Below are 20,032 nucleotides of genomic sequence, written 5' to 3' on the forward strand. Positions count from 1 at the left end.
GGTCTGAGCCCGGTAAAGTACCGGGAGCAGGCCCAATCGGCCGCCTGACCCCGTCCAAGTCTCGGGGGTCACTTCAAGGACGGGTTTACGGCGTCCCCGCAACCCGACACCGCCTCGCCCAACAAACAGAAAAGCCAGAGCCGGCTGTTGCTCCGGCTCTGGCTCTGGCTTTTGCTTCGACGGTTGCCTCTGCGGGTGCCGGGCCGCAGGCCCGGCCGATCAACTCACACCACCGGTTCGCGCAGGGCGGGGTTGTCCCAGCCCGGGCGCGGTGCGAAACGGTCACCATGGCGCTGCTGCAGCGCCTTCAGCCGCTCGACGATCGCATCGGCACCCACCGCGCGGATGTGCTGGATCGGACCACCGCGGAACGGTGCGAAGCCGGTGCCGAAGATCACGCCCGCATCCAGCAGGTCCGCATCGGCCACCACGCCTTCGTGCAGGCAGGCCACCGCCTCGTTCAACAGCGGCAGGATCAGGCGGTCCTCCAGATCGGCCGGGGCCTGGTAATCGCTGGCCACGTCCGGCTTCTTTGGCTTGCCGTTTTCCCAGGTGTAGATGCCCTGGCCATCCTTCTTGCCACGCTTGTCCGGTTCCACCGTCTGCAGCGCGGCCGGAATCTGCAGGCCCAGGAACGGTGCCAGTTCGCGGCCGACACCGGCGGCTACGTCCAGGCCCACGGTATCGATCAGTTCGATCGGGCCCATCGGCATGCCGAACTTCACCGCCGCCCTGTCGATCACCGGGCCCGGGATGCCTTCGGCGTAGGCAGTGGCGGCTTCCAGCATGTACGGGAACAGCACGCGGTTGACCAGGAAGCCCGGGCTGCCGGCCACCGGCACCGGGAACTTGCCCAGTGCCTTGCAGAACGCGGCCAGGCGACGCTCGGTCTCAGGCGCCATGCCGTCGTGGTGGATGATTTCCACCAGCGGCATCTGCGCGACCGGGTTGAAGTAGTGCAGGCCAGCGAACTGTGCCGGGCGCTGGATGTGGTCGCGCAGCTCCACCAGCGGAATCGACGAGGTGTTGGTGGTCAGCAGCGCATCCAGCTTCATCTTCGGTTCCAGCGTCTGGTACAGCGCACGCTTGGCTTCCGGGTTCTCGATGATCGCCTCGATCACCAGGTCGGCCTCGGCCACGCCGCTGCCTTCCAGGTCGGCACGCAGGCGCGCGGCCACCGCGGGACGCTTGCTCTCGTCGCGTACCTTCTTGGCGAACAGCGCCTGCGCGCGCTCCATGGCCGGGTCGATGAAGCGCTGCTCGCGGTCCTGCAGGGTGACCTCGAAGCCCTTGTAGGCGGCCCACGCGGCGATGTCGCCGCCCATCACGCCGGCGCCGACCACGTGCACGTGGCGGATGCCGGAGTCACCGCCGCCGAGGCCCTTCAGGCGCTCGGTCAGGAAGAAAATGCGGATCAGGTTGCGCGCGGTCGGCGTGCTGGCCAGCTTCACCACGGCACGCCGCTCGGCATCCAGGCGCGCCTGGATCGGCTTGCCGCCGCTGTGCTGCCAGGTGCTGATCAGCGCGTAGGGCGCCGGGTACTGGTCCTTCTTGGCCTTGTGCGCGACCTGCTTGACCATCTGCGGTGCCAGCAGGGTGCGGGCCAGCCAGGTGTTGGTGGCCCAGGCCGTCGCGCGCTGCTTGAACGGACGGGTGGTGCCGGACAGCGCCAGCGCGACGGCGGTGTCGAGCACCACTGCCGGTGCCACCACCTTGTCGACCAGGCCGATGCCGCGCGCGGCCGAGGCCGACAGGGTGCGGCCGGTCAGCATCATGTCCATCGCCGCCGGTGCGCCGACCAGCTGAGGCAGGCGCGCGCTGCCACCCCAGCCCGGGAAGATGCCCAGCTGGGTCTCCGGCAGGCCGATGCGGGTGCTGCTGTCATTGGAGGCCACGCGGTAGCGGCAGGCCAGCGCCAGCTCGGTACCGCCACCCAGGCAGTGGCCGTGGATGGCTGCCACGGTCGGGCAGGGCAGTTCAGCCAGCTTCTGGTAGGTGGCCTGGCCGCGACGGATGGCGTCGTTGACGGTGCCGCGGCGGTCGAACTCCTGGAACTCCTTCAGGTCGGCACCGGCAATGAAGCCGGCCTTCTTCAGCGACTGGATCACCACGCCCTTGGGCGGGTCCAGTGCAATGCGCTCGAGCAGGTCGCCCAGTTCCAGCAGCACGTCCTGCGACATGGCGTTGACGCTGCTGTCCTGACGATCCAGGGAGAGAACCACCACGCCGTCGTCGCGGATCTCGGGGTGCCAGTGGCTGAAGCGGAGACCATCGAAGCCTGAGAGCATGGACGTTCCATCCGGTTGTGTATGGAGAAGCGGCTATGATCCAGAGGTTGTTTCCCCCGCGTCAAATCCCAATAGCAGGGGAGTGGCGACCCCGGATCCATGGCCGTGGACCGGGACGCTAACGGAACGGTGGTTAAAAGCTGGTGCGGCGCCAGGTGATCGGCGACTGAACTTTTCCCGGGATTGGCAGTCTCATTGCCCGACGTCGGTTGGGCTGACAGGAGTGCGGCCCCTCATGGCCGATGTTGATACACCTCAGGAGCTGGATCTGGAACTGGTCCGGCGCGTGCAGCACGGCGAGAGCGCCGCGTTCGATGTCCTGGTGCGCAAGTACCAGCATCGCGTGGTGGCCCTGGTCGGTCGCTACATCGCCGACTGGAGCGAATGTCAGGACGTCGCCCAAGACACTTTCATCCGTGCGTACCGCGCGATCGGAAGTTTCCGCGGCGATGCCCAGTTCTCAACCTGGTTGCATCGAATCGCCGTGAATACCGCCAAAAACTACCTGGCTTCACACAATCGCCGGCCGCCGACCGATGACATCGACATCGGTGACGCCGAACAGTTCGACAGCGGGACGCGCCTGCGCGACACCGATACGCCCGAACGCGAGTTGATGCGCCAGGAACTGGAACAGACGGTGATGAAGGCCGTCAATGCGCTGCCGGAAGAACTCCGGTTGGCGATCACCCTGCGCGAGGTGGAAGGCCTGAGTTACGAAGATATCGCGCAGAAAATGGGGTGCCCGATCGGCACCGTGCGTTCACGGATCTTCCGGGCGCGCGAGGCGATCGACACCGAACTCCGGCCGCTGTTGGACATCGGCAGCGCCACCCGTGAGAAGAGCCGCGTATGACCAGTAATCCGTTCAACGAATCGCAGAACCACCAATCGCCCGCCGGGCAGCGCCTGGACCAGCGCCATCGCGAACAGCTGTCGGCCCTGGTCGATGGCGAGCTGGGCGCCGACGAAGCGCGCTTCCTGCTGCGCCGGATGGAGCACGACCCCGAGCTGGCCGGCTGCCAGGAACGCTGGCAGCTGCTGGGTGACGTGATGCGCGGGCAGGCCTCGGCGCTGGCGCCGGCCGGCTTCAGCGCGGCCGTGGCCGCCGCCATCGCTGCCGAACCGGCGCCGCAGGCCGAGCCGCGCCGCGAGGTGCGCCGCAGCGGTTGGCGGGCCTGGGGCGGTGGCGCCGCACTGGCCGCTTCGGTGGCGGCGGTGGCGCTGTTCATGGGCGGCGAGAAGCTGAAGGAAGCCACCCCGGGCGAGCCGCTGGCACCGCAGGTGATCGCCAGCCAGGCCGAACTTGCGCCCGCTCCGGCGCCGACGACGCCGGCTCCGGTAACCGAAGCCTCGGTGGATACCGCCGCAATGGCCGTGGCCGGTGTACCGGCAGTGGCCATGGCCGCGGCCAGCCGACGCCAGGACACCCGTCGCGCCAGCGCTACCCGCAGCCAGCAGGCCGCGCGTGCCGCCCAGCGCGAGGACATGCCGCAACGCGCTGTGGCCGCTGCACAGGCGCCGCTGACCCCGACCGTGCCGGCCAACAATGCCAGCCGCAACATGCCGTTCGGTGAGGTTGGTGGCCTGCAGGCGCGACCGTGGCCGCGCTCCAGCCTGGCGCCCGCTGCCGGTGGCGCGCTCAATGCGAGCTTCCCGGCCCACGCCGGGGGCGCCGCGTTCTACCCGTTCGAGCCGCGCCTGCAGGACGACCTGCCGGTGCCGCCGCGCCCGCGCGACTGAGCCGGGCGCTTTCACGCCCCGCCGTCGGCGGGGCCCGTATTCCTCTTTCCATCCGATCCGGAGGTTGCCGTCCGATGACTCCCCGACTCCGCACGCAGGCCATGGGCCTGCTGGCCCTGACCCTGCCGTTGGTGGCCTGCGCGCAGGCCCCGGCTCCGGCCGCCCAGACCCAGGCCGCGCCGGCCGCCGCGCCGCGGGCCCCGGCCCAGCCGCTGGTCACGGGCCTGCCTGACTTCACCAATCTGGTCGAACAGGTCGGGCCTGGCGTGGTCAACGTCGACACCACCATCGTCCGCAACAACCGCCAGGCCTCGCGGGGCCCGATGGGGGGCGACGATGACATGCCGGAGTTCTTCCGCCGCTTCTTCGGCCCGGATTTCCCGATGCCGGGGCAGGGCCCGGGCGGTCCGGACGGTGGCCCCAGCATCAAGGGCCGCGGCATGGGCTCGGGCTTCATCATCTCGCCCGATGGCTATGTGCTGACCAACTACCACGTGGTGGCCGATGCCAGCGAGGTGAAGGTCAAGCTGGGTGACCGCCGTGAGTTCACCGCGAAAGTGGTGGGCAGCGACCAGCAGTACGACGTGGCACTGCTGAAAATCGACGGCAAGAACCTGCCGACCGTGCGCGTTGGCGACTCCAACTCCCTCAAGCCGGGTCAGTGGGTGGTCGCGATCGGTTCGCCGTTCGGCCTCGACCACTCGGTCACTGCCGGCGTGGTCAGCGCCCTCGGCCGCAGCACAGGTGGTCCGGACCAGCGCTACGTGCCCTTCATCCAGACCGACGTGGCGATCAACCAGGGCAACTCCGGTGGCCCGCTGCTGAACACCCGTGGCGAAGTGGTCGGCATCAACTCGCAGATCTTCTCCGCCTCGGGCGGCTACATGGGCATCAGCTTCGCGATCCCCATCGACCTGGCGATGAGCGCGGTCGAGCAGATCAAGAAGACCGGCAAGGTCACCCGTGGCCAGCTCGGCGCGGTGGTGCAGGAAATCGACGGACTGAAGGCGCAGGCGATGGGCCTGCCGGACAGCCGCGGCGCCCTGGTCAACCAGATCGTGCCGGACTCGGCTGCAGCCCGGGCCGGGGTGAAGATCGGTGATGTGATCCGTTCGGTGAACGGCGCGCCGGTCAACAGCTGGTCCGACCTGCCGCCGCTGATCGGCGCGATGGCACCGGGCAGCCGGGTCACCCTGGGCGTGATCCGTGATGGCAAGCCGCGCGACCTCAGTGCCACCCTGACCGCACTGACCGAAGACGGGCAGGCCGGTTCGCGTGGCCCGGCCACCGGCGACAGCGATGCGGCTCCGCAGGCCGGCGCCAATGCCCTGCTGGGGTTGGACGTCAGTGACCTGACCGCACCGCAGCGCAAGCAGCTGGGCCTGGAATCGGGCGAAGGCGTGCGCATCACCGGGGTCAAGGGCCAGGGCGCGCGTGATGCGGGCCTGTCTCCGGGCATGGTGATCCTGCAGGTGGCCAGCACCCAGGTCGGCAGCGTGGACGCGCTGAACCGTGCGCTTTCCAGCTACAAGAAGGGCGACGTGGTGATGCTGCTGGTGCGCACCGGCAGCGGCAACAGCGCGTTCGTCGCGGTCAAGGCTGGCCAGTAAGGCCTGCCGGGGCCGCTTCGGCGGCCCCTGCTTTTCCCCGAAGCCCCGCCCTGGCGGGGCTTCGGCCATTCCGGTCCCGGTCCGATGAGGCCGTTTTCGCGGGCGGGCGCCGGGCATGCGATAATCGACCGTTACCCTGACGACGCCGCGCGCCGCCGCCACCTATGTCTTCTGATTCGATGCGGAACATCCGCAACTTCTCCATCATCGCCCATGTCGACCACGGCAAGTCCACGCTGGCCGACCGCATCATCCAGCTCTGTGGTGGCCTGCAGGCCCGCGAGATGGAAGCGCAGGTGCTCGACTCCAACCCGATCGAGCGCGAGCGTGGCATCACGATCAAGGCGCAGTCGGTGTCGCTGCCGTACCTGGCCAAGGACGGGCAGACCTACCATCTGAACTTCATCGACACCCCCGGCCACGTCGACTTCTCCTATGAAGTCAGCCGCTCGCTGGCCGCCTGCGAAGGCGCGCTGCTGGTGGTCGATGCGGCCCAGGGCGTGGAAGCGCAGTCGGTGGCCAACTGCTACACCGCCGTGGAGCAGGGCCTGGAAGTGGTGCCGGTGATCAACAAGATCGACCTGCCCACCGCCGACATCGAGCGTGCCAAGGCCGAGATCGAGGCCGTGATCGGCATCGACGCCTCCGACGCCGTGCCGGTCAGTGCCAAGACCGGCCTGAACGTGCAGGACGTGCTGGAAGCGATCGTGCATCGCATCCCGCCGCCGAAGCCGCGCGACACCGACAAGCTGCAGGCGCTGATCATCGACTCCTGGTTCGACAACTACCTGGGTGTGGTCTCGCTGGTGCGCGTGATGCAGGGCGAGATCAAGGCAGGTGACAAGCTGCAGGTGATGTCCACCGGCCGCAACCACCAGGTCGACAACGTCGGCGTGTTCACCCCGAAGCGCAAGGTGCTGCCGGCGCTGCGTGCAGGTGAAGTGGGTTGGGTCACCGCCAGCATCAAGGACGTGCACGGTGCGCCGGTTGGCGACACCCTGACCCTGGCCGGCGACCCGGCACCGAAGCCGCTGCCGGGCTTCCAGGAAATGCAGCCGCGCGTGTTCGCCGGCCTGTTCCCGGTCGATGCCGAGGACTACCCGGACCTGCGCGAAGCGCTGGACAAGCTGCGCCTGAACGATGCCGCGCTGCGTTTCGAGCCGGAAAGCTCCGAGGCGATGGGCTTCGGCTTCCGCTGCGGCTTCCTCGGCATGCTGCACATGGAAATCGTGCAGGAGCGCCTGGAGCGCGAATACAACCTGGACCTGATCAGCACCGCGCCGACGGTGGTGTATGAAGTCCTGAAGACCGATGGCTCGATCATCAACATGGACAACCCGGCCAAGCTGCCGCCGGTGAACCAGGTCGAGGAGATCCGCGAGCCGATCATCCGTGCCAACGTGCTCACCCCCGAGGAGTACATCGGCAACATCATCAAGCTGTGCGAAGAGAAGCGCGGCAGCCAGATCGGCATCAACTACCTGGGCAGCCAGGTGCAGATCAGCTACGAGCTGCCGATGGCCGAGGTGGTGCTGGACTTCTTCGACAAGCTGAAGTCGGTCAGCCGTGGCTATGCCTCGCTGGACTACCACTTCGTGCGCTTCGACGCAGGCCCGTTCGTGCGCGTGGACGTACTGATCAACGGTGACAAGGTCGATGCACTGTCGCTGATCGTGCACCGCAGCCATGCCGACCGTCGCGGCCGCGAGCTGTGCGAAAAGATGAAGGACCTGATCCCGCGCCAGATGTTCGACGTGGCCATCCAGGCCGCCGTCGGCTCGCAGATCATCGCCCGTACCACGGTCAAGGCCATGCGCAAGAACGTGCTGGCCAAGTGCTATGGTGGCGACGTTTCGCGCAAGAAGAAGCTTCTGGAAAAGCAGAAGGAAGGCAAGAAGCGCATGAAGCAGGTCGGCCGCGTGGAGATCCCGCAGGAAGCGTTCCTGGCCGTGCTGCAGATGGACAACAAGTAAGCCCGCACCGGCCCTGCGGGGCCGGTCGTCTGGTGACGTTGCAAAGGACCCTGAATGAAACTGTTTGAGATCCTCCTGGTCGTGCTGACCCTGGCCTCGGGCCTGATCCTGCTCGCGGACAAGCTGTACCTCGCCAAGCGTCGCGCCCAGCGCGCGGGCCTGCTCGATTCCGAGCCGGTGCTGGTGGACTACTCGCGTGCGTTCTTCCCGGTGCTGGCGATCGTGCTGATCGTGCGCAGCTTCATTGCCGAGCCGTACAAGATCCCGTCCAGCTCGATGATGCCGAACCTGCTGATCGGCGATTTCATCCTGGTCAACAAGTTCTCCTACGGCCTGCGCCTGCCGATCAGCAACACCAAGTTCGTGCCGGTGGGCGAGCCCTCGCGTGGTGACGTGGTGGTGTTCCACTTCCCCGGCCATGGCGAGAACGATCCGGCCAAGGGCGAGAACTTCATCAAGCGCGTGATCGGCGTGCCGGGCGACACCGTGGTCTTCGAAGGCGACGGCGTGATCCTCAACGGTGAGCCGCTGAAGTACGACAACAAGGGCATCTACGCCGGCCACAAGGGCCAGGGCGAGGGCGCCAACCTGCTGGTCGAGCACCTGCTGGGCCGCACCCACACGGTGCTGGAGACCGACTATCCGCGTGGCCAGGGCCAGTGGACCGTGCCGGCCGGCAAGTACCTGGTGATGGGCGACAACCGCGACAACAGCGACGATGGCCGTTTCTGGGGCCTGCTGCCGGAAGAGAACCTGCGTGGCAAGGCATTCCTGATCTGGCTGAACTGCCAAGGCTGGTTCTGCAAGGATGGCTTCGAGCCGTCGCGGATCGGCTCGAGCATCAACTGAGCGGGCACCAACTGAGTATTTTCACATCCAACGCGTATCTGGGGAGAACGCAATGAAGACGATGAACACGCAGCGTGGCATGACCCTGACCTCGTTCCTGACGGTCCTGATCGTGGTTGGCTTCTTCCTCTACATCGGCATGAAGCTGTTCCCGATGTACCAGGAGTACTACGCGGTGCGCTCGGCGATGAAGAGCCTGGCCAACGAGCCGGGCGTGGGCAGCATGGAGCCGGCGCGCATCCAGGACCTGTTCTTCAAGCGCCTGTACATCAACTATTCGGACAACGTGAAGCCGGCCAACGTGAAGTTCGACCGTCGCGACAATGGCTGGACCCTCAAGGTCAACTACGAAGTGCGCCGTCAGCTGATCGGCAACCTCGATGTGGTTGGCAAATTCGATTCTTCCCAGGACCTGACACGAAGCGGTGCCCAGTAAATTCATCCAACGTGGCGACCTGATCGGTCATGCCTTCAGCGACCCGGCCCTGCTCAAGCAGGCGCTGACGCATCGCAGTGCCGGTGCGCCGCACAACGAGCGCCTGGAGTTCCTCGGCGACAGCATCGTCAACATGATGGCGGCCGAGGCGTTGTACCGACGCTGGCCCAAGGCTGACGAAGGCGCGATGACCCGTGCCCGTGCCGAGCTGGTGCGTGAAGGCGCGCTGGCGGTGATCGGGCGCACCCTGGAACTGGGCGAACGGCTGACCCTGGGCCCGGGCGAAATGAAGTCCGGCGGTCATCGTCGCGACTCGATTCTGGCCGACGCCGTGGAAGCCGTGGTGGCCGCGATCTACCTGGATGCCGGCTTCGAGGCCTGCCGGGCGGTGGTACTGCCCTGGTTCAGCGCTTCGATCGAGGCACTGCCGGCTTCCGGTCGGCCCGAGAAGGACCCCAAGACCCGCCTGCAGGAATGGCTGCAGGCCCGACAGAAGGCGTTGCCGCAGTATGAACTGGTGTCAGAATCCGGTGACGACCACGCCAAGCACTTCCGGGTACGCTGCAACGTAGCCGACCCGGCCGCCAGCACCGAGGGCGAAGGCGCCTCGCGGCGGCTTGCCGAACAACAGGCGGCTGCAGCCGTCCTAGAACAACTGGATTCCAAGTGAGCGAACAAACTTCCCATCATTGCGGCAGCGTGGCCGTCATCGGCCGCCCGAACGTGGGCAAATCGACCCTGACCAATGCCCTGGTCGGCGCCAAGGTCAGCATCGTTTCCAACCGCCCGCAGACCACGCGCCATCGCCTGCTGGGCATCGCCACCTATCCGGAAGGCCAGCTGGTGCTGGTCGACACCCCCGGCCTGCACAAGGTGCAGAAGCGGGCGATGAACCGGGTGATGAACCGCGCCGCGCGCGGTTCGCTGGAAGGCGTCGATGCCGGCCTGCTGGTGATCGAAGCTGGTCGCTGGGACGAGGAAGACAGCCTGGCCTTCAATGTTCTGCGCGACGCCGGTATCCCGGTGGTGCTGGTGGTCAACAAGATCGACCGGCTAAAGGACAAGGGCGCGCTGTTGCCGTTCCTGCAGGAAGTCACGGCCGGCCGCGATTTCTCGTCGGTGCATCCGATCTCGGCGCAGAAGCGCAACGGCCTGGAAGCACTGGTACGCGACGTACTGGCGTTGCTGCCGGAAGCGCCGCCGATGTTCGGCGAGGACGAGATCACCGACCGCAGCCAGCGCTTCCTGGCCGGCGAACTGGTGCGTGAACAGCTGATGCGCCAGCTCGGCGAAGAGCTGCCGTATGCCACCACCGTGGAAATCGAGCGCTTCACCGAAGATGGCAACCTGCTGCGCATCGGCGCGGTGATCTGGGTCGAGCGCGAGGGCCAGAAGGCGATCGTGATCGGCAAGGGGGGTACCCGCCTGAAGGAGATCGGGGCCAAGTCCCGCCTGCAGATGGAGCGCCTGTTCGGCGCCAAGGTGTTCCTGGAGACCTGGGTGCGCGTGCGTGAAGGCTGGTCCGACGACGAGGCCGCACTGAAGGCCTTCGGTTACGAGTAAGCCGTTGCAGTCGCTTCGATGATGATCGAGGACGACACCGGCTTCGTGCTGCATGCACGGGCCTATCGCGAGACCAGCCTGCTGGTCGAAGTGCTGAGCGCGCAGCATGGCCGGATCGGCCTGCTCGCGCGTGGCGTATCCACCGCCAAGGGACAGGTGCTGCGCGCGGCCCTGCAGCCGCTGCAGTGGATCCGCTTCAGTGCCCAGCAGCGGGGCGAATTGGCCCAGCTGCGGGGTGCCGAGGCACTGGATGCGGCGCCACGCCTGGTCGGCCAGGCGATGCTGGCCGGCTTCTATCTGAGTGAATTGACCCTGCGCCTGGCCCCGCGCCAGGACCCGCTGCCGGAGTTGTACCTGGCCTACGGCGAGGCACGCGCGCGGCTGGCCGTGGGCGCCGGCCTGGCCTGGACCCTGCGCCGGTTTGAGCGCGAGCTGCTGTCTGCGCTAGGCCTGGGTTTCGATCTGGACAGCGCCAGCGACGGCCAGCCGATCGACCCGGCCGCGCGCTACGAACTGGACCCACAGGAAGGCGCGCAGCGCCTGCTCAGCGAGCGCGGTGGGGAACGCCGGGCGGCCGCGACCGGCTCGGCGCTGCTGGCGCTGGCCGCCGACGAAGAGCCCGATGCCGCCGACCTGGCCAGCCTGCGCCTGCCGATGCGGCGGGTGCTGGCCCATCACCTGGGGCCACGAGGACTGAAGTCCTGGGAAATGCTCGAGCAGCTCGCTCCCAGGCGTTGAGGGGTGTTCGGCAGGGCTTGCAGCCCTGCACCTGCCGAGGCCAAGGCACGAGCAACAGCAACAGCAACAGCAACAGCGTGCATTCCGTGGGATGGCAGGGTGGGTCCGGTTGCGGGAGACGCCGTAAACCCGTCCATGGGGGCTTGGCCGCGGCATCCATGCCGCGGACACTCCCGCAACCGGACCCACCCCGCCTTGGACAGTTTCTCGCGAGCTGTCGGAATGGCACTCTGCTCTGGTGGGTGTCGACCTTGGTCGACACAGTAGAGCCACGCCATGCGTGGATGCGTTTCGATTTCAATTCGAAATATTTGATTCCGATTGAGATTCATCCACGCATGGCGTGGATCTACTGGCCACCGGCCAACTGTCGAAGGCGGGGCACTGTGGGTTTGCGGGGTGTGAGCCGCATGGGCCCGAGGCATGCCTCGGGCGGGTTGGGCAGGACGCCCAACCCCGGTCTTGCCGTGTGCGCAGGAACGCGCACACGAGCAAGCGGCGACCAAGGCTACATGGACGTACTTGCGCCGTCCCCGCAAAGCCACAGTGCCCCGCCATCCCACGGAATGCTGCTTTGGCCTTTGACGTTGCCCTGGCTTGAAGGCTTCGGCAGGTGCAGGGCGCAGCCCTGCCGAACAACCCTTAATGCAGCAGGGCAGCCACCGCGTCGCGGAATCCCGCCTGGGCCTGCCCGGACTCCGGCGCATGATGCAACTGGCGCACCGCCCGGCCCAACCGCGCCGCGCCCACGAAGCCACAGCTCGCCTGCAGCCGATGCAACTGGCTGCGCAGCTGGCGCTCGTCATGCTGGTCCACCGCCTGCTCGACCGCATCGCGTACGCCCGGCAGCTCGGCCAGGAACAGCTCGCGCAGCGCGATCAGGTGGTTGCGCTGGCCATTGAGCGCGGCCAGTGCCGCAGTCTCGTCCCAGTCCTGTACCTGCAGCTCGACCGCGGCCGGCGCCTGGGCCATGACGATCCCGGCCGGGCTGTTGACCAGGGCGCGGCGCACCGCCTTCAGCAGCTGGTCGCGGCCCAGCGGCTTGACCAGCGTGTCGCTGAAACCGGCCTCGCGCAGGCGCGCATGGATCGAGGTATCGCCGTCGGCGGTATGCGCCAACGCCGGGGTGTCGGGATGTGAACGGCGCAGTTCGCGCAGCAGCTGCGCGCCATTGCCGTCAGGCAGGTTGACGTCGATCAGCCACAGGTCATGCGCGCCGGGCTCGGCGCTGGCCAGGGCACTGGCCAATGAGTCTGCGGTGTCCACGTCCGCCGGTAACGTTTCCAACGCCGCCTTGAAAAAACCGCGGCTGATGATGTCGTCCTCGACAAGCAGGAAGCGGGGCCGGCTGGCCCGCGGGGTCATCTGCATCAGGGCTGCCTCCATGTCAGCTGTTGCAATCATCAAGCACAGCGGCGGCGGGCGCAAGCGGGTCCGGACCCTGCCGGTCAGGATCTGCGACAATACGCCCCCATTTTTGCCCGCAGCCTGTTGCCACGTGGCCCGATCCCGCTCCCGCATCGACCGTACCCCGTTCCAGACCGAGATCCTCGACCTCAGCCATGATGGTCGCGGTGTCGCCCGCCGTGAAGGCGAGGGCGGCAAGGTCACCTTCGTCAGCGGCGCCCTGCCGGGCGAGGTGGTCATGGCCGAACAGACCGCCCGCAGCCGCCATTTCGACGAAGCGCGTACGGTGGAAGTGCTGCAGGCCTCGCCGCAGCGCGTCACCCCGAAATGCCCGCACTTCGGCACCTGCGCCGGCTGCGTGCTGCAGCACCTGGACGAAGACCAGCAGATTGTCGCCAAGCAGCGCGTGCTGATGGACAACCTGGAGCGCATCGGCCACGTGAAGCCGGGCACCGTGCTGGCGCCGCTGGTCGGCGAGAGCTGGGGCTACCGGCGCAAGGGCCGCTTCTCGGTGCGCCGGGTCGAAAAGAAGGACAAGACCCTGGTCGGCTTCCGTGAACAGGATCCGCGCTTCGTCGCCGACCTCAGCCAGTGCCTGACCGTGATCCCGGAAATCGGCACCAAGGTCGAGGCGCTTTCCAGCTTCATCGAATCGCTCGATGGCAAGCGCGATATCCCGCAGATCGAGTTCATTGCCGGCGACCAGGCCGTGGTCCTGACCGTGCGTCACCTGCAGCCGCTCAGCGACGCCGATCGTGCGGCCTGGGCCGCCTTCGGCCAGCAGCATGGCTTCGTGATCTACCTGCAGTCCGGTGGCGTGGATACCGTGCAGCCGCTGGACGGGCAGGGCGTGCCGCTGTCGTTCCGGCTGGCGCCGTGGGACGTGGAGCTGGCGTTCCGTCCGTTGGACTTCATCCAGGTCAACGCCAAGCTCAATGAGAAGATGATCGCCCACGCCCTGGACCTGCTGGAGCCGGGTGAGGACGAGCGTGTGCTGGACCTGTTCTGCGGCCTGGGCAACTTCACCCTGCCGCTGGCGCGCCGCGTGCGCGAAGTGGTCGGTGTGGAAGGTGATGCTGGCCTCGTCGCGCGGGCCCGTGAGAATGCCGAGCGCAACGGCCTGACCAACGCCCAGTTCTTCAGCGCCGACCTCACCCAGGACCAGCGCAGCACGCCGTGGATGCGCCAGGGCTTCGACAAGCTGCTCTTGGATCCGCCGCGCTCGGGCGCGATCGAAGTGCTGCAGCAGCTGCCGCTGAAGCAGTTCAAGCGCATCGTCTACGTCAGCTGCCACCCGGGTTCGCTGGCACGCGATGCCGGCTATCTGGTCAACGAACAGGGCTTCACCCTGGTCAGTGCCGGTGCCATGGACATGTTCCCGCACACCGCGCACGTGGAAAGCATCGCGGTATTCGAGAAGCGCTGATCGGCTGTCATGCCCATCGCGCATAATGGCGCGATGGGCATCGAAATCGAACGCAAATTCCTCGTCAGCAGTGATGGCTGGCGCACCGCCGCGCACCGGGTGATCCCGATGGCGCAGGGCTACATCAACGACATGGGCGCGCTCGATCGCGGCACCCAGAACGCTTCGGTGCGCGTGCGCATCGAAGGCGACCACGCCGCGCTGAACCTGAAGTCGCGAACCATCGGCCACACCCGCCAGGAGTTCGACTACCCGATCCCGGTGGACGATGCGCGCGCACTGCTGGCGCTGTGCGTGGGCGGCCTGATCGACAAGCGCCGCCATCTGGTCGAACACGCCGGCCTGACCTGGGAGGTGGACGAGTTCCTCGGCGACAACGCCGGCCTGGTCGTGGCTGAGGTTGAGCTGGACAGCGCTGACCAGACCATCGACCTGCCGGACTGGGTGGGTGCCGAAGTCACCGATGATGCCCGCTACTACAACGTTGCCCTGGCCAGTCACCCGTATTCAGAGTGGTGAAACCACCAAAAAGGGGACGGAGGGGATTAAGTCGTCTTTACCCCATCTGTGCGGAAAACGACTTAATCCCCTCCGTCCCCTTTTATCGAGGGTGTCGGCCCCCATGTGGAAAGGATGAGAATCGACATCTACTCCGACGTGGTCTGCCCCTGGTGCTGGATCGGCAAGCATCGTTTCCAGCAGGGCGTGCAGTTGCTGGGCGCCAACGCGCCTGAACTCGATATCCACTGGCAGCCGTTCCAGCTCGACCCGGATGCTGACGCCACCCCGGTGCCGCTGCGCGAGGCCTATGTGCGCAAGTTCGGCGGCGTTGAGCGTACCGAACAGATCCTCGGCCAGACCCAGACCACCGCGCGGGCCGAGGGCCTGCCGATGGACTTCAGCCAGGGCCAGGTGCGGGTGACCACGCTGCCGGCGCACCGGGTGTTGTGGCTGGCGGGCGAGCACGGCGTGCAGGATGCGGTGGGCGAAGCACTGTTCCGCGCCCACTTCGAGCACGGTCAGAACCTGGCGGACCCCTCGGTGCTGATCAAGGCGGGCGCGGCAGGCGGCCTCGACGCGGGTGAAATCACGCAGATGCTGGCCTCCGACCGCGGCTTGGCCGAGGTCGAAGCCAAGCTGGCGCAGGCTCATGCATTGGGCGTTTCTTCGGTGCCGACCTTCGTCATCGATGGGAAGTGGGCCATTTCCGGGGCGCAGCCCCCCGAGGCCTTCGCCAACGCCCTGCGCCAGATCGCCGCCGAGCAGGGCGCGCCTGCGGCCCCGGCTGACGGCGACGAGGCCTGCGGTCCGGACGGCTGCAAGGTCTGACCGGATCCGAAAAGGGGACGGAGGGAATTAAGACGTATCCAGCCCGTAGGGGCCGATTGCGGCTTAATCCCCTCCGTCCCCTTTTTCTGACCACTGCGCCTGTCGGCCGGTTCTGCGACAATGCGGCACTGCGCCATGCGGGCGCGCGTTGTGGAGATCGACCATGCTGCTGATCGGCGTTGCCGGCACCGAACTGACCGCCCAGGAACGCGACTGGCTGCAGCACGATGCCGTGGCCGGGGTGGTGCTGTTCAAGCGCAACTTCGCCTCGCGCCAGCAGGTGACCGATCTGAGCGCGGCGATCCGCGCTGCCGCGCCACGCCCGCAGCTGATCTGCGTGGACCAGGAAGGCGGTCGCGTACAGCGATTCCGCGAGGGTTACAGCGATCTGCCGCCACTGCAGGACATTGGTGCCCTGTATGCCACCGACCCGCAGCAGGCCTTGGCATTGGCCGAACGGCACGCCTGGCTGATGGCCAGCGAGGTACGCGCCAGCGGCCTGGACCTGAGCTTCGCGCCGGTGGTCGATCTTGGCCGTGGCAACCGTGCCATCGGCAACCGCGCCTTCAGTGAAGACCCGCAGGTGGTGGCCGCGTTCACCGCCGCCTACGTGCGTGGCATGCACTCGGTCGGCATGGCCGCCACGCTCAAGCATTTCCCCGGCCACGGCACCGTGCTGGAAGACACCCACGTCGATACCGCGATCGATCCGCGCGCGCTGGACGAGCTGCGCGCGCAGGACCTGGTGCCGTTCCAGGCCGGCATCGCCGCCGGTGCCGATGCGGTGATGATGGCGCACGTGATCTACCCGCAAATTGCGCCTGAACCGGCAGGTTACTCGCCGCGCTGGATCCAGGACATCCTGCGCGGCGAGCTCGGCTTCCGTGGCGTGGTGTTCTCCGACGACATCGGCATGGCCGCCTCGCACAGCGCCGGCGGCGTGCCGGCGCGCGTGCACGCGCATCTGGACGCCGGCTGCGACGTGGTGCTGGTCTGCCACCCGGAGCTGGTCGATGAAGCCCTGCACGCGGTGCAGGGGCGCTCCCTCAATACCGCTGCGCTGCTGGGCCTGATCGGCCGCGGCGCGCTTGGCTGGGATGGCCTGCTGGCCGATGCCCGCCATGGCGACACCCAAACCCGTCTGCTTGAAACCCTTGGAAGAACCGTCTGATGCCCAACCTCACCATTTCCCAGGCCCTGGCCCAGGCTGACCTGCTGGTCGACCGCCCCACCATCGACAAGGCCATCGCTGGTATCGCCGACGCCATCGCGCGCGATTACAAGGGCGAGGTGCCGCTGTTCCTGTCCATCATGCACGGTGCGCTGCCGTTCGCCGGCCAGCTGGCGCTGGAACTGGGCGCGCGCGGCCAGGACGTGCAGTTCGATTACCTGCACGCCACCCGTTACCGCGGTGAAACCACCGGCGGCGACCTGGTCTGGAAGCACAAACCGGCCACCTCGCTGTTCGGTCGCCGCGTGCTGCTGGTCGACGATATCCTCGACGAGGGCTACACCCTGCAGGGCGTGCGCACCTGGTGCCTGGAACAGGGCGCGACCGACGTGCGCATCGCCGCGATGACGGTGAAGAAGCACGACCGCGCGCTGCCGGACGTGACTGCCGACTACGCCGGCATCGAACTGCCGGACCGTTACGTGTTCGGCTTCGGCATGGACGTCAACGAAACCCTGCGCTGCGTGCCGGCCATCTACGCGATGAAGGAATAACGGCGCAGCCGCCCGCGGCGCGTCTTCTTCTGCCGCCGGCATCCTCGGGTGCCGGCGTTCGTCTTTTCATGGAGTGCTTCGAATGCAACAGATCGCCCTGGCCGTGATCGGCGGTACCGGTGTCTATAACCTGGCCAAGCTTGACGACGTGCAGACCCACGAGGTCGACACCCGCTTCGGCCGTCCGTCGGGCCCGGTGCGCGTTGGTACGCTGCTCGGCCATCGCGTGGCGTTCCTGGCGCGGCATGGCGAAGGCCATTCGCTGCCGCCGCACAAGATCAACTACCGCGCCAACCTGGCCGCGCTGCAGCAGCTGGGCGCGCAGCGCGTGCTGGCGTTGAACACGGTGGGAGGCATCACCGAACACTTTGGTCCGCGCGTGCTGGCCTGCCCGGACCAGATCATCGACTACACCTGGGGCCGCATCAGCACGATCTGTGAGGAAGAAGGCACCGACGTGGTCCACGTTGATTTCGGCCACCCGTACACACCAATGCTGCGCAGCAAGATCCTGGCTGCGGCCAAAGTGACCGGCGTCACGGTCCATGACGGTGGCTGCTACGGCGCAACACAGGGCCCGCGCCTGGAAACCATCGCTGAAATCGCCCGTATGCGCCGCGACGGCTGCGATCTGGTGGGCATGACCGGCATGCCGGAAGCCGCGCTGGCACGCGAGCTGGGGCTGGATTACGCCTGCCTGGCGATCATCGCCAACTGGGCTGCCGGCTGTGGTGATGGCGAGGAGATCACGATGGCCGAAGTGCTGGCCAACGTGCAGGCAGCCGGCAACGGACTTCCGGAACTGGTGGGCGAATTGGCACGGGGGTGATTGTCTTCCCCGAGCAAGCTTTGCATACTCAGCTTGTGCGCGGGTTCAGCGTACACCACCCATTCATTGCATAAGGTCTCGCATCACCATGCCGAACGGTACCGTCAAGTGGTTCAACGACGCCAAGGGATTTGGCTTCATCTCGCCGGAGGATGGCAGCGCCGACGTGTTCGCGCACTTCTCCGCCATCAACTCCAAGGGCTTCCGCAGCCTGCAGGAAGGCCAGCGTGTCACCTATGACGTGACCCAGGGCCCGAAGGGTGCCCAGGCTTCGAACATCACGCCGGCCGAGTGATCCACTCGACAGTGCGTTGAAAACCCCGCTTCGGCGGGGTTTTTTTTGCGCGGATTGCCCGCGACCCGCTCGCGATCCAGCCGCCTCGGGCACAATGCAGCCATGACGGAACGACTGCGCATCGCCGTGATCGGCTACGGCACCGCTGGACAGGCAGTGTCCATCCTGCACACCCGTGACGGCCACGAGGTGGAGATCTTCGAACGCGTGCCCACGCCGGGGCCGGTGGGTGCCGGTTTCCTGCTGCAGCCCAGCGGCCTGCAGGTACTGTGGCAGATGGGCCTGCTTGATTCCGTGCGCGCACATGCCGCGCCGGTGCACCGCCTGTATGGCGACACGCCGTGCGAGCGCGCGGTGATGGACATGCGCTACGAGGGACTGGATGCGCGCCTGCACGGCCTGGGCATGCAGCGCGGGGCCTTGTTCTCGCTGTTGGACGAGGCGCGCGCAGGCGAGGGCCAGCTGCATGCCGGTACCACCATTACCGAGGTGGATGCCGAACACGGCCGTCTGCGCGACAGCGACGGGCGCACGCATGGCCCGTTCGACCTGGTAGTGGTCGCCGATGGCGCCGCGTCGACGCTGCGCGGCACGATCGCCGGCGGTGCCGGGCTGGACCGCGTGTATCCGTGGGGGGCGCTGTGGTGCCTGCTGCCGGCCGAGGACTGGCCGCACGTGCAGGAGCTGCGGCAGCGTTACGTGGCCGCGCGCAAGATGATAGGACTGCTGCCGGTCGGCACGCGCCCCGGTGATGACACGCCGCGCCTGAGTTTCTTCTGGAGCCTGCCACGCGCCGACTTCGAACGCTGGCAGGCCGATGGCATGACGCCCTGGCTGGATGAACTGCATGCACTGTGGCCGCAGGCCAGTGCGCGCTTCGCCCATCTGCGTGATGCCGGCCAGTTGGCGCGCGCGGTCTACCGTGATGCGGTGATGACGCGCTGGCACCACGGCCGCATGGTGCTGGCCGGTGATGCCGCGCATGCGATGAGCCCGCAGCTGGGGCAGGGCGTGAACATGGCGCTGTTGGACGCGCTGGCGCTGCGCGATGCGGTGCGCACCTATGGCGGCAGCACGGTCGCGCTGCAGGCCTACCAGGCGCAACGCAGGGCACACGTTGCGGTGTACCAGCGCTGGAGTCGTTGGCTGACGCCGCTGTTCCAGTCCGACCGCGACGCCTGGGCGAAGGCGCGTGACGTGCTGCTGGGCCCGATGGGGCGCCTGCCCGGTGGCCGTGGCCACATGCTGCGCGTGCTCAGTGGCACCCAGCACGGCTGGTTCGGTGCACTTGCACTGGATCCGGCGTTCGTCGACGCACTGGCCACTGCAGCGGAAATGCCTCGTATCAACGCGATTTCGGCCAATGCGTGAAGCGCGTCGTCACCTGAATTAACGGTTGCCTCACCGCCGATATGCGAGAAGTAGGTTGCACGCGATTGCGCGTCGCCCGTTTTCCTTTCCGTGATCAACATCGCGCGTGGCCCGGGCGGCGCTGCCGTTGCGGCCTGTTGCGGCCCGGACGTGCCGCCTGTTGTTGAAGAGGAGGACGCCATGTTGTTCGCGGTCGAGGAGCTGGAATCGGAAATCTGCAAGCTGCGCGGATTGCTGCAGATGCTGCACGAGGACCAGCCCGACGTACTGGAGGACGTGTTCGAGTTCCATGTCGGCAGCCTGATCAGTCATGCATCAGCGGAGCACCACGCGCGCATCCGCACCTGCGCGCAGGAAATGCTGGCGGCGATCCAGGCGTTGCCGCGACGACGTGAGGGCGACACGCCTGATTTCCAGTTGATGCCGCAGCTGGGCATTCGTCCGGCCTGA

General features: G+C 67.1%; 20 protein-coding genes. 18 read left to right on the forward strand and 2 right to left on the reverse strand.

Features of this window, described 5'->3' with window-relative positions; all coding sequences use genetic code 11:
• Window positions 1-224: 224 nt before the first annotated feature.
• Entirely contained in the window at window positions 225-2,288 is a 2,064-nt protein-coding gene (locus ACX9OT_RS04850; RefSeq protein ID WP_459001225.1) for a 3-hydroxyacyl-CoA dehydrogenase NAD-binding domain-containing protein, read from the reverse strand.
• A 235-nt stretch (window positions 2,289-2,523) separates the two neighbouring features.
• On the opposite strand from ACX9OT_RS04850, the gene rpoE reads away from it, so the two are divergent.
• The 9 genes from rpoE to recO all read left to right on the forward strand — a co-directional run bounded on the left by rpoE (window position 2,524) and on the right by recO (window position 11,200).
• On the forward strand, window positions 2,524-3,144 hold the full coding sequence (rpoE, locus tag ACX9OT_RS04855; protein WP_010482816.1) for an RNA polymerase sigma factor RpoE: 621 nt from the start codon (window positions 2,524-2,526) through the stop codon (window positions 3,142-3,144).
• Window positions 3,141-4,031 (forward strand): sigma-E factor negative regulatory protein, encoded by an 891-nt coding sequence (locus tag ACX9OT_RS04860; RefSeq protein WP_201117049.1) that lies wholly within the window; start codon window positions 3,141-3,143, stop codon window positions 4,029-4,031. Before rpoE ends, ACX9OT_RS04860 begins: the two co-directional genes overlap by 4 nt.
• Window positions 4,032-4,105: 74 nt before the next feature.
• Window positions 4,106-5,641, forward strand: coding sequence for a DegQ family serine endoprotease (locus ACX9OT_RS04865; RefSeq protein ID WP_032129850.1), 1,536 nt, complete (start codon window positions 4,106-4,108; stop codon window positions 5,639-5,641).
• A 179-nt stretch (window positions 5,642-5,820) separates the two neighbouring features.
• Window positions 5,821-7,614: a translation elongation factor 4 gene (lepA, locus tag ACX9OT_RS04870; RefSeq protein WP_032129849.1), complete on the forward strand. Its 1,794-nt coding sequence runs from the start codon at window positions 5,821-5,823 to the stop codon at window positions 7,612-7,614.
• 54 nt (window positions 7,615-7,668) lie between these two features.
• Entirely contained in the window at window positions 7,669-8,463 is a 795-nt protein-coding gene (gene lepB / locus ACX9OT_RS04875) for a signal peptidase I (RefSeq protein WP_459001229.1), read from the forward strand.
• A 52-nt stretch (window positions 8,464-8,515) separates the two neighbouring features.
• A complete protein-coding gene (locus ACX9OT_RS04880) occupies window positions 8,516-8,899 on the forward strand; it encodes a DUF4845 domain-containing protein (protein ID WP_010482821.1) in 384 nt (127 codons plus the stop codon).
• Window positions 8,889-9,569, forward strand: a complete 681-nt coding sequence (gene rnc, locus ACX9OT_RS04885; protein WP_032129847.1) for a ribonuclease III — start codon at window positions 8,889-8,891, stop codon at window positions 9,567-9,569. The genes ACX9OT_RS04880 and rnc overlap by 11 nt, the downstream gene beginning before the upstream one ends.
• Complete coding sequence (gene era / locus ACX9OT_RS04890; RefSeq protein ID WP_010482823.1) at window positions 9,566-10,462, forward strand: GTPase Era; 897 nt, start codon at window positions 9,566-9,568, stop codon at window positions 10,460-10,462. Before rnc ends, era begins: the two co-directional genes overlap by 4 nt.
• An 18-nt stretch (window positions 10,463-10,480) precedes the next feature.
• Entirely contained in the window at window positions 10,481-11,200 is a 720-nt protein-coding gene (recO, locus tag ACX9OT_RS04895; protein WP_032129846.1) for a DNA repair protein RecO, read from the forward strand.
• Between the two features lie 642 nt (window positions 11,201-11,842).
• On the opposite strand, the gene ACX9OT_RS04900 is transcribed toward recO, so the two are convergent.
• Window positions 11,843-12,571, reverse strand: coding sequence for a response regulator (locus ACX9OT_RS04900; RefSeq protein ID WP_032129364.1), 729 nt, complete (start codon window positions 12,569-12,571; stop codon window positions 11,843-11,845).
• A gap of 127 nt (window positions 12,572-12,698) precedes the next feature.
• Between ACX9OT_RS04900 and rlmD the strand changes: the two genes are divergently transcribed.
• The 9 genes from rlmD to ACX9OT_RS04945 all read left to right on the forward strand — a co-directional run bounded on the left by rlmD (window position 12,699) and on the right by ACX9OT_RS04945 (window position 20,032).
• Window positions 12,699-14,033 (forward strand): 23S rRNA (uracil(1939)-C(5))-methyltransferase RlmD, encoded by a 1,335-nt coding sequence (rlmD, locus tag ACX9OT_RS04905; protein WP_071229417.1) that lies wholly within the window; start codon window positions 12,699-12,701, stop codon window positions 14,031-14,033.
• 33 nt (window positions 14,034-14,066) lie between these two features.
• Window positions 14,067-14,552 (forward strand): CYTH domain-containing protein, encoded by a 486-nt coding sequence (locus tag ACX9OT_RS04910; RefSeq protein ID WP_071229427.1) that lies wholly within the window; start codon window positions 14,067-14,069, stop codon window positions 14,550-14,552.
• Between the two features lie 114 nt (window positions 14,553-14,666).
• Window positions 14,667-15,362, forward strand: a complete 696-nt coding sequence (locus ACX9OT_RS04915) for a DsbA family oxidoreductase (protein ID WP_049398295.1) — start codon at window positions 14,667-14,669, stop codon at window positions 15,360-15,362.
• Between the two features lie 163 nt (window positions 15,363-15,525).
• Complete coding sequence (nagZ, locus tag ACX9OT_RS04920; RefSeq protein ID WP_005414204.1) at window positions 15,526-16,533, forward strand: beta-N-acetylhexosaminidase; 1,008 nt, start codon at window positions 15,526-15,528, stop codon at window positions 16,531-16,533.
• Complete coding sequence (locus ACX9OT_RS04925; protein ID WP_005410592.1) at window positions 16,533-17,087, forward strand: hypoxanthine-guanine phosphoribosyltransferase; 555 nt, start codon at window positions 16,533-16,535, stop codon at window positions 17,085-17,087. Before nagZ ends, ACX9OT_RS04925 begins: the two co-directional genes overlap by 1 nt.
• Window positions 17,088-17,169: 82 nt before the next feature.
• A complete protein-coding gene (locus ACX9OT_RS04930; RefSeq protein WP_010482830.1) occupies window positions 17,170-17,916 on the forward strand; it encodes an S-methyl-5'-thioinosine phosphorylase in 747 nt (248 codons plus the stop codon).
• An 88-nt stretch (window positions 17,917-18,004) separates the two neighbouring features.
• Window positions 18,005-18,211 carry a cold-shock protein gene (locus ACX9OT_RS04935; protein ID WP_005410590.1) on the forward strand — a complete coding sequence of 69 codons (207 nt, stop codon included), beginning with the start codon at window positions 18,005-18,007 and terminating at the stop codon, window positions 18,209-18,211.
• Between the two features lie 102 nt (window positions 18,212-18,313).
• Window positions 18,314-19,582 carry an FAD-dependent oxidoreductase gene (locus ACX9OT_RS04940; protein WP_071229418.1) on the forward strand — a complete coding sequence of 423 codons (1,269 nt, stop codon included), beginning with the start codon at window positions 18,314-18,316 and terminating at the stop codon, window positions 19,580-19,582.
• Window positions 19,583-19,762: 180 nt separating this feature from the next.
• Window positions 19,763-20,032, forward strand: coding sequence for a hypothetical protein (locus tag ACX9OT_RS04945; RefSeq protein ID WP_032129345.1), 270 nt, complete (start codon window positions 19,763-19,765; stop codon window positions 20,030-20,032).

Source organism: Stenotrophomonas genospecies 3 (assembly GCF_054473855.1).

Bases quoted from the DNA above. Each gene is read 5' to 3' on its own strand.
- ACX9OT_RS04850 (WP_459001225.1), bottom strand. From the start codon at position 2,288: ATGCTCTCAGGCTTCGATGGTCTCCGCTTCAGCCACTGGCACCCCGAG.
- rpoE (WP_010482816.1), top strand. From the start codon at position 2,524: ATGGCCGATGTTGATACACCTCAGGAGCTGGATCTGGAACTGGTCCGG.
- ACX9OT_RS04860 (WP_201117049.1), top strand. From the start codon at position 3,141: ATGACCAGTAATCCGTTCAACGAATCGCAGAACCACCAATCGCCCGCC.
- ACX9OT_RS04865 (WP_032129850.1), top strand. From the start codon at position 4,106: ATGACTCCCCGACTCCGCACGCAGGCCATGGGCCTGCTGGCCCTGACC.
- lepA (WP_032129849.1), top strand. From the start codon at position 5,821: ATGCGGAACATCCGCAACTTCTCCATCATCGCCCATGTCGACCACGGC.
- lepB (WP_459001229.1), top strand. From the start codon at position 7,669: ATGAAACTGTTTGAGATCCTCCTGGTCGTGCTGACCCTGGCCTCGGGC.
- ACX9OT_RS04880 (WP_010482821.1), top strand. From the start codon at position 8,516: ATGAAGACGATGAACACGCAGCGTGGCATGACCCTGACCTCGTTCCTG.
- recO (WP_032129846.1), top strand. From the start codon at position 10,481: ATGATGATCGAGGACGACACCGGCTTCGTGCTGCATGCACGGGCCTAT.
- ACX9OT_RS04900 (WP_032129364.1), bottom strand. From the start codon at position 12,571: ATGCAGATGACCCCGCGGGCCAGCCGGCCCCGCTTCCTGCTTGTCGAG.
- ACX9OT_RS04910 (WP_071229427.1), top strand. From the start codon at position 14,067: ATGGGCATCGAAATCGAACGCAAATTCCTCGTCAGCAGTGATGGCTGG.
- ACX9OT_RS04915 (WP_049398295.1), top strand. From the start codon at position 14,667: ATGAGAATCGACATCTACTCCGACGTGGTCTGCCCCTGGTGCTGGATC.
- nagZ (WP_005414204.1), top strand. From the start codon at position 15,526: ATGCTGCTGATCGGCGTTGCCGGCACCGAACTGACCGCCCAGGAACGC.
- ACX9OT_RS04925 (WP_005410592.1), top strand. From the start codon at position 16,533: ATGCCCAACCTCACCATTTCCCAGGCCCTGGCCCAGGCTGACCTGCTG.
- ACX9OT_RS04930 (WP_010482830.1), top strand. From the start codon at position 17,170: ATGCAACAGATCGCCCTGGCCGTGATCGGCGGTACCGGTGTCTATAAC.
- ACX9OT_RS04935 (WP_005410590.1), top strand. From the start codon at position 18,005: ATGCCGAACGGTACCGTCAAGTGGTTCAACGACGCCAAGGGATTTGGC.
- ACX9OT_RS04940 (WP_071229418.1), top strand. From the start codon at position 18,314: ATGACGGAACGACTGCGCATCGCCGTGATCGGCTACGGCACCGCTGGA.
- ACX9OT_RS04945 (WP_032129345.1), top strand. From the start codon at position 19,763: ATGTTGTTCGCGGTCGAGGAGCTGGAATCGGAAATCTGCAAGCTGCGC.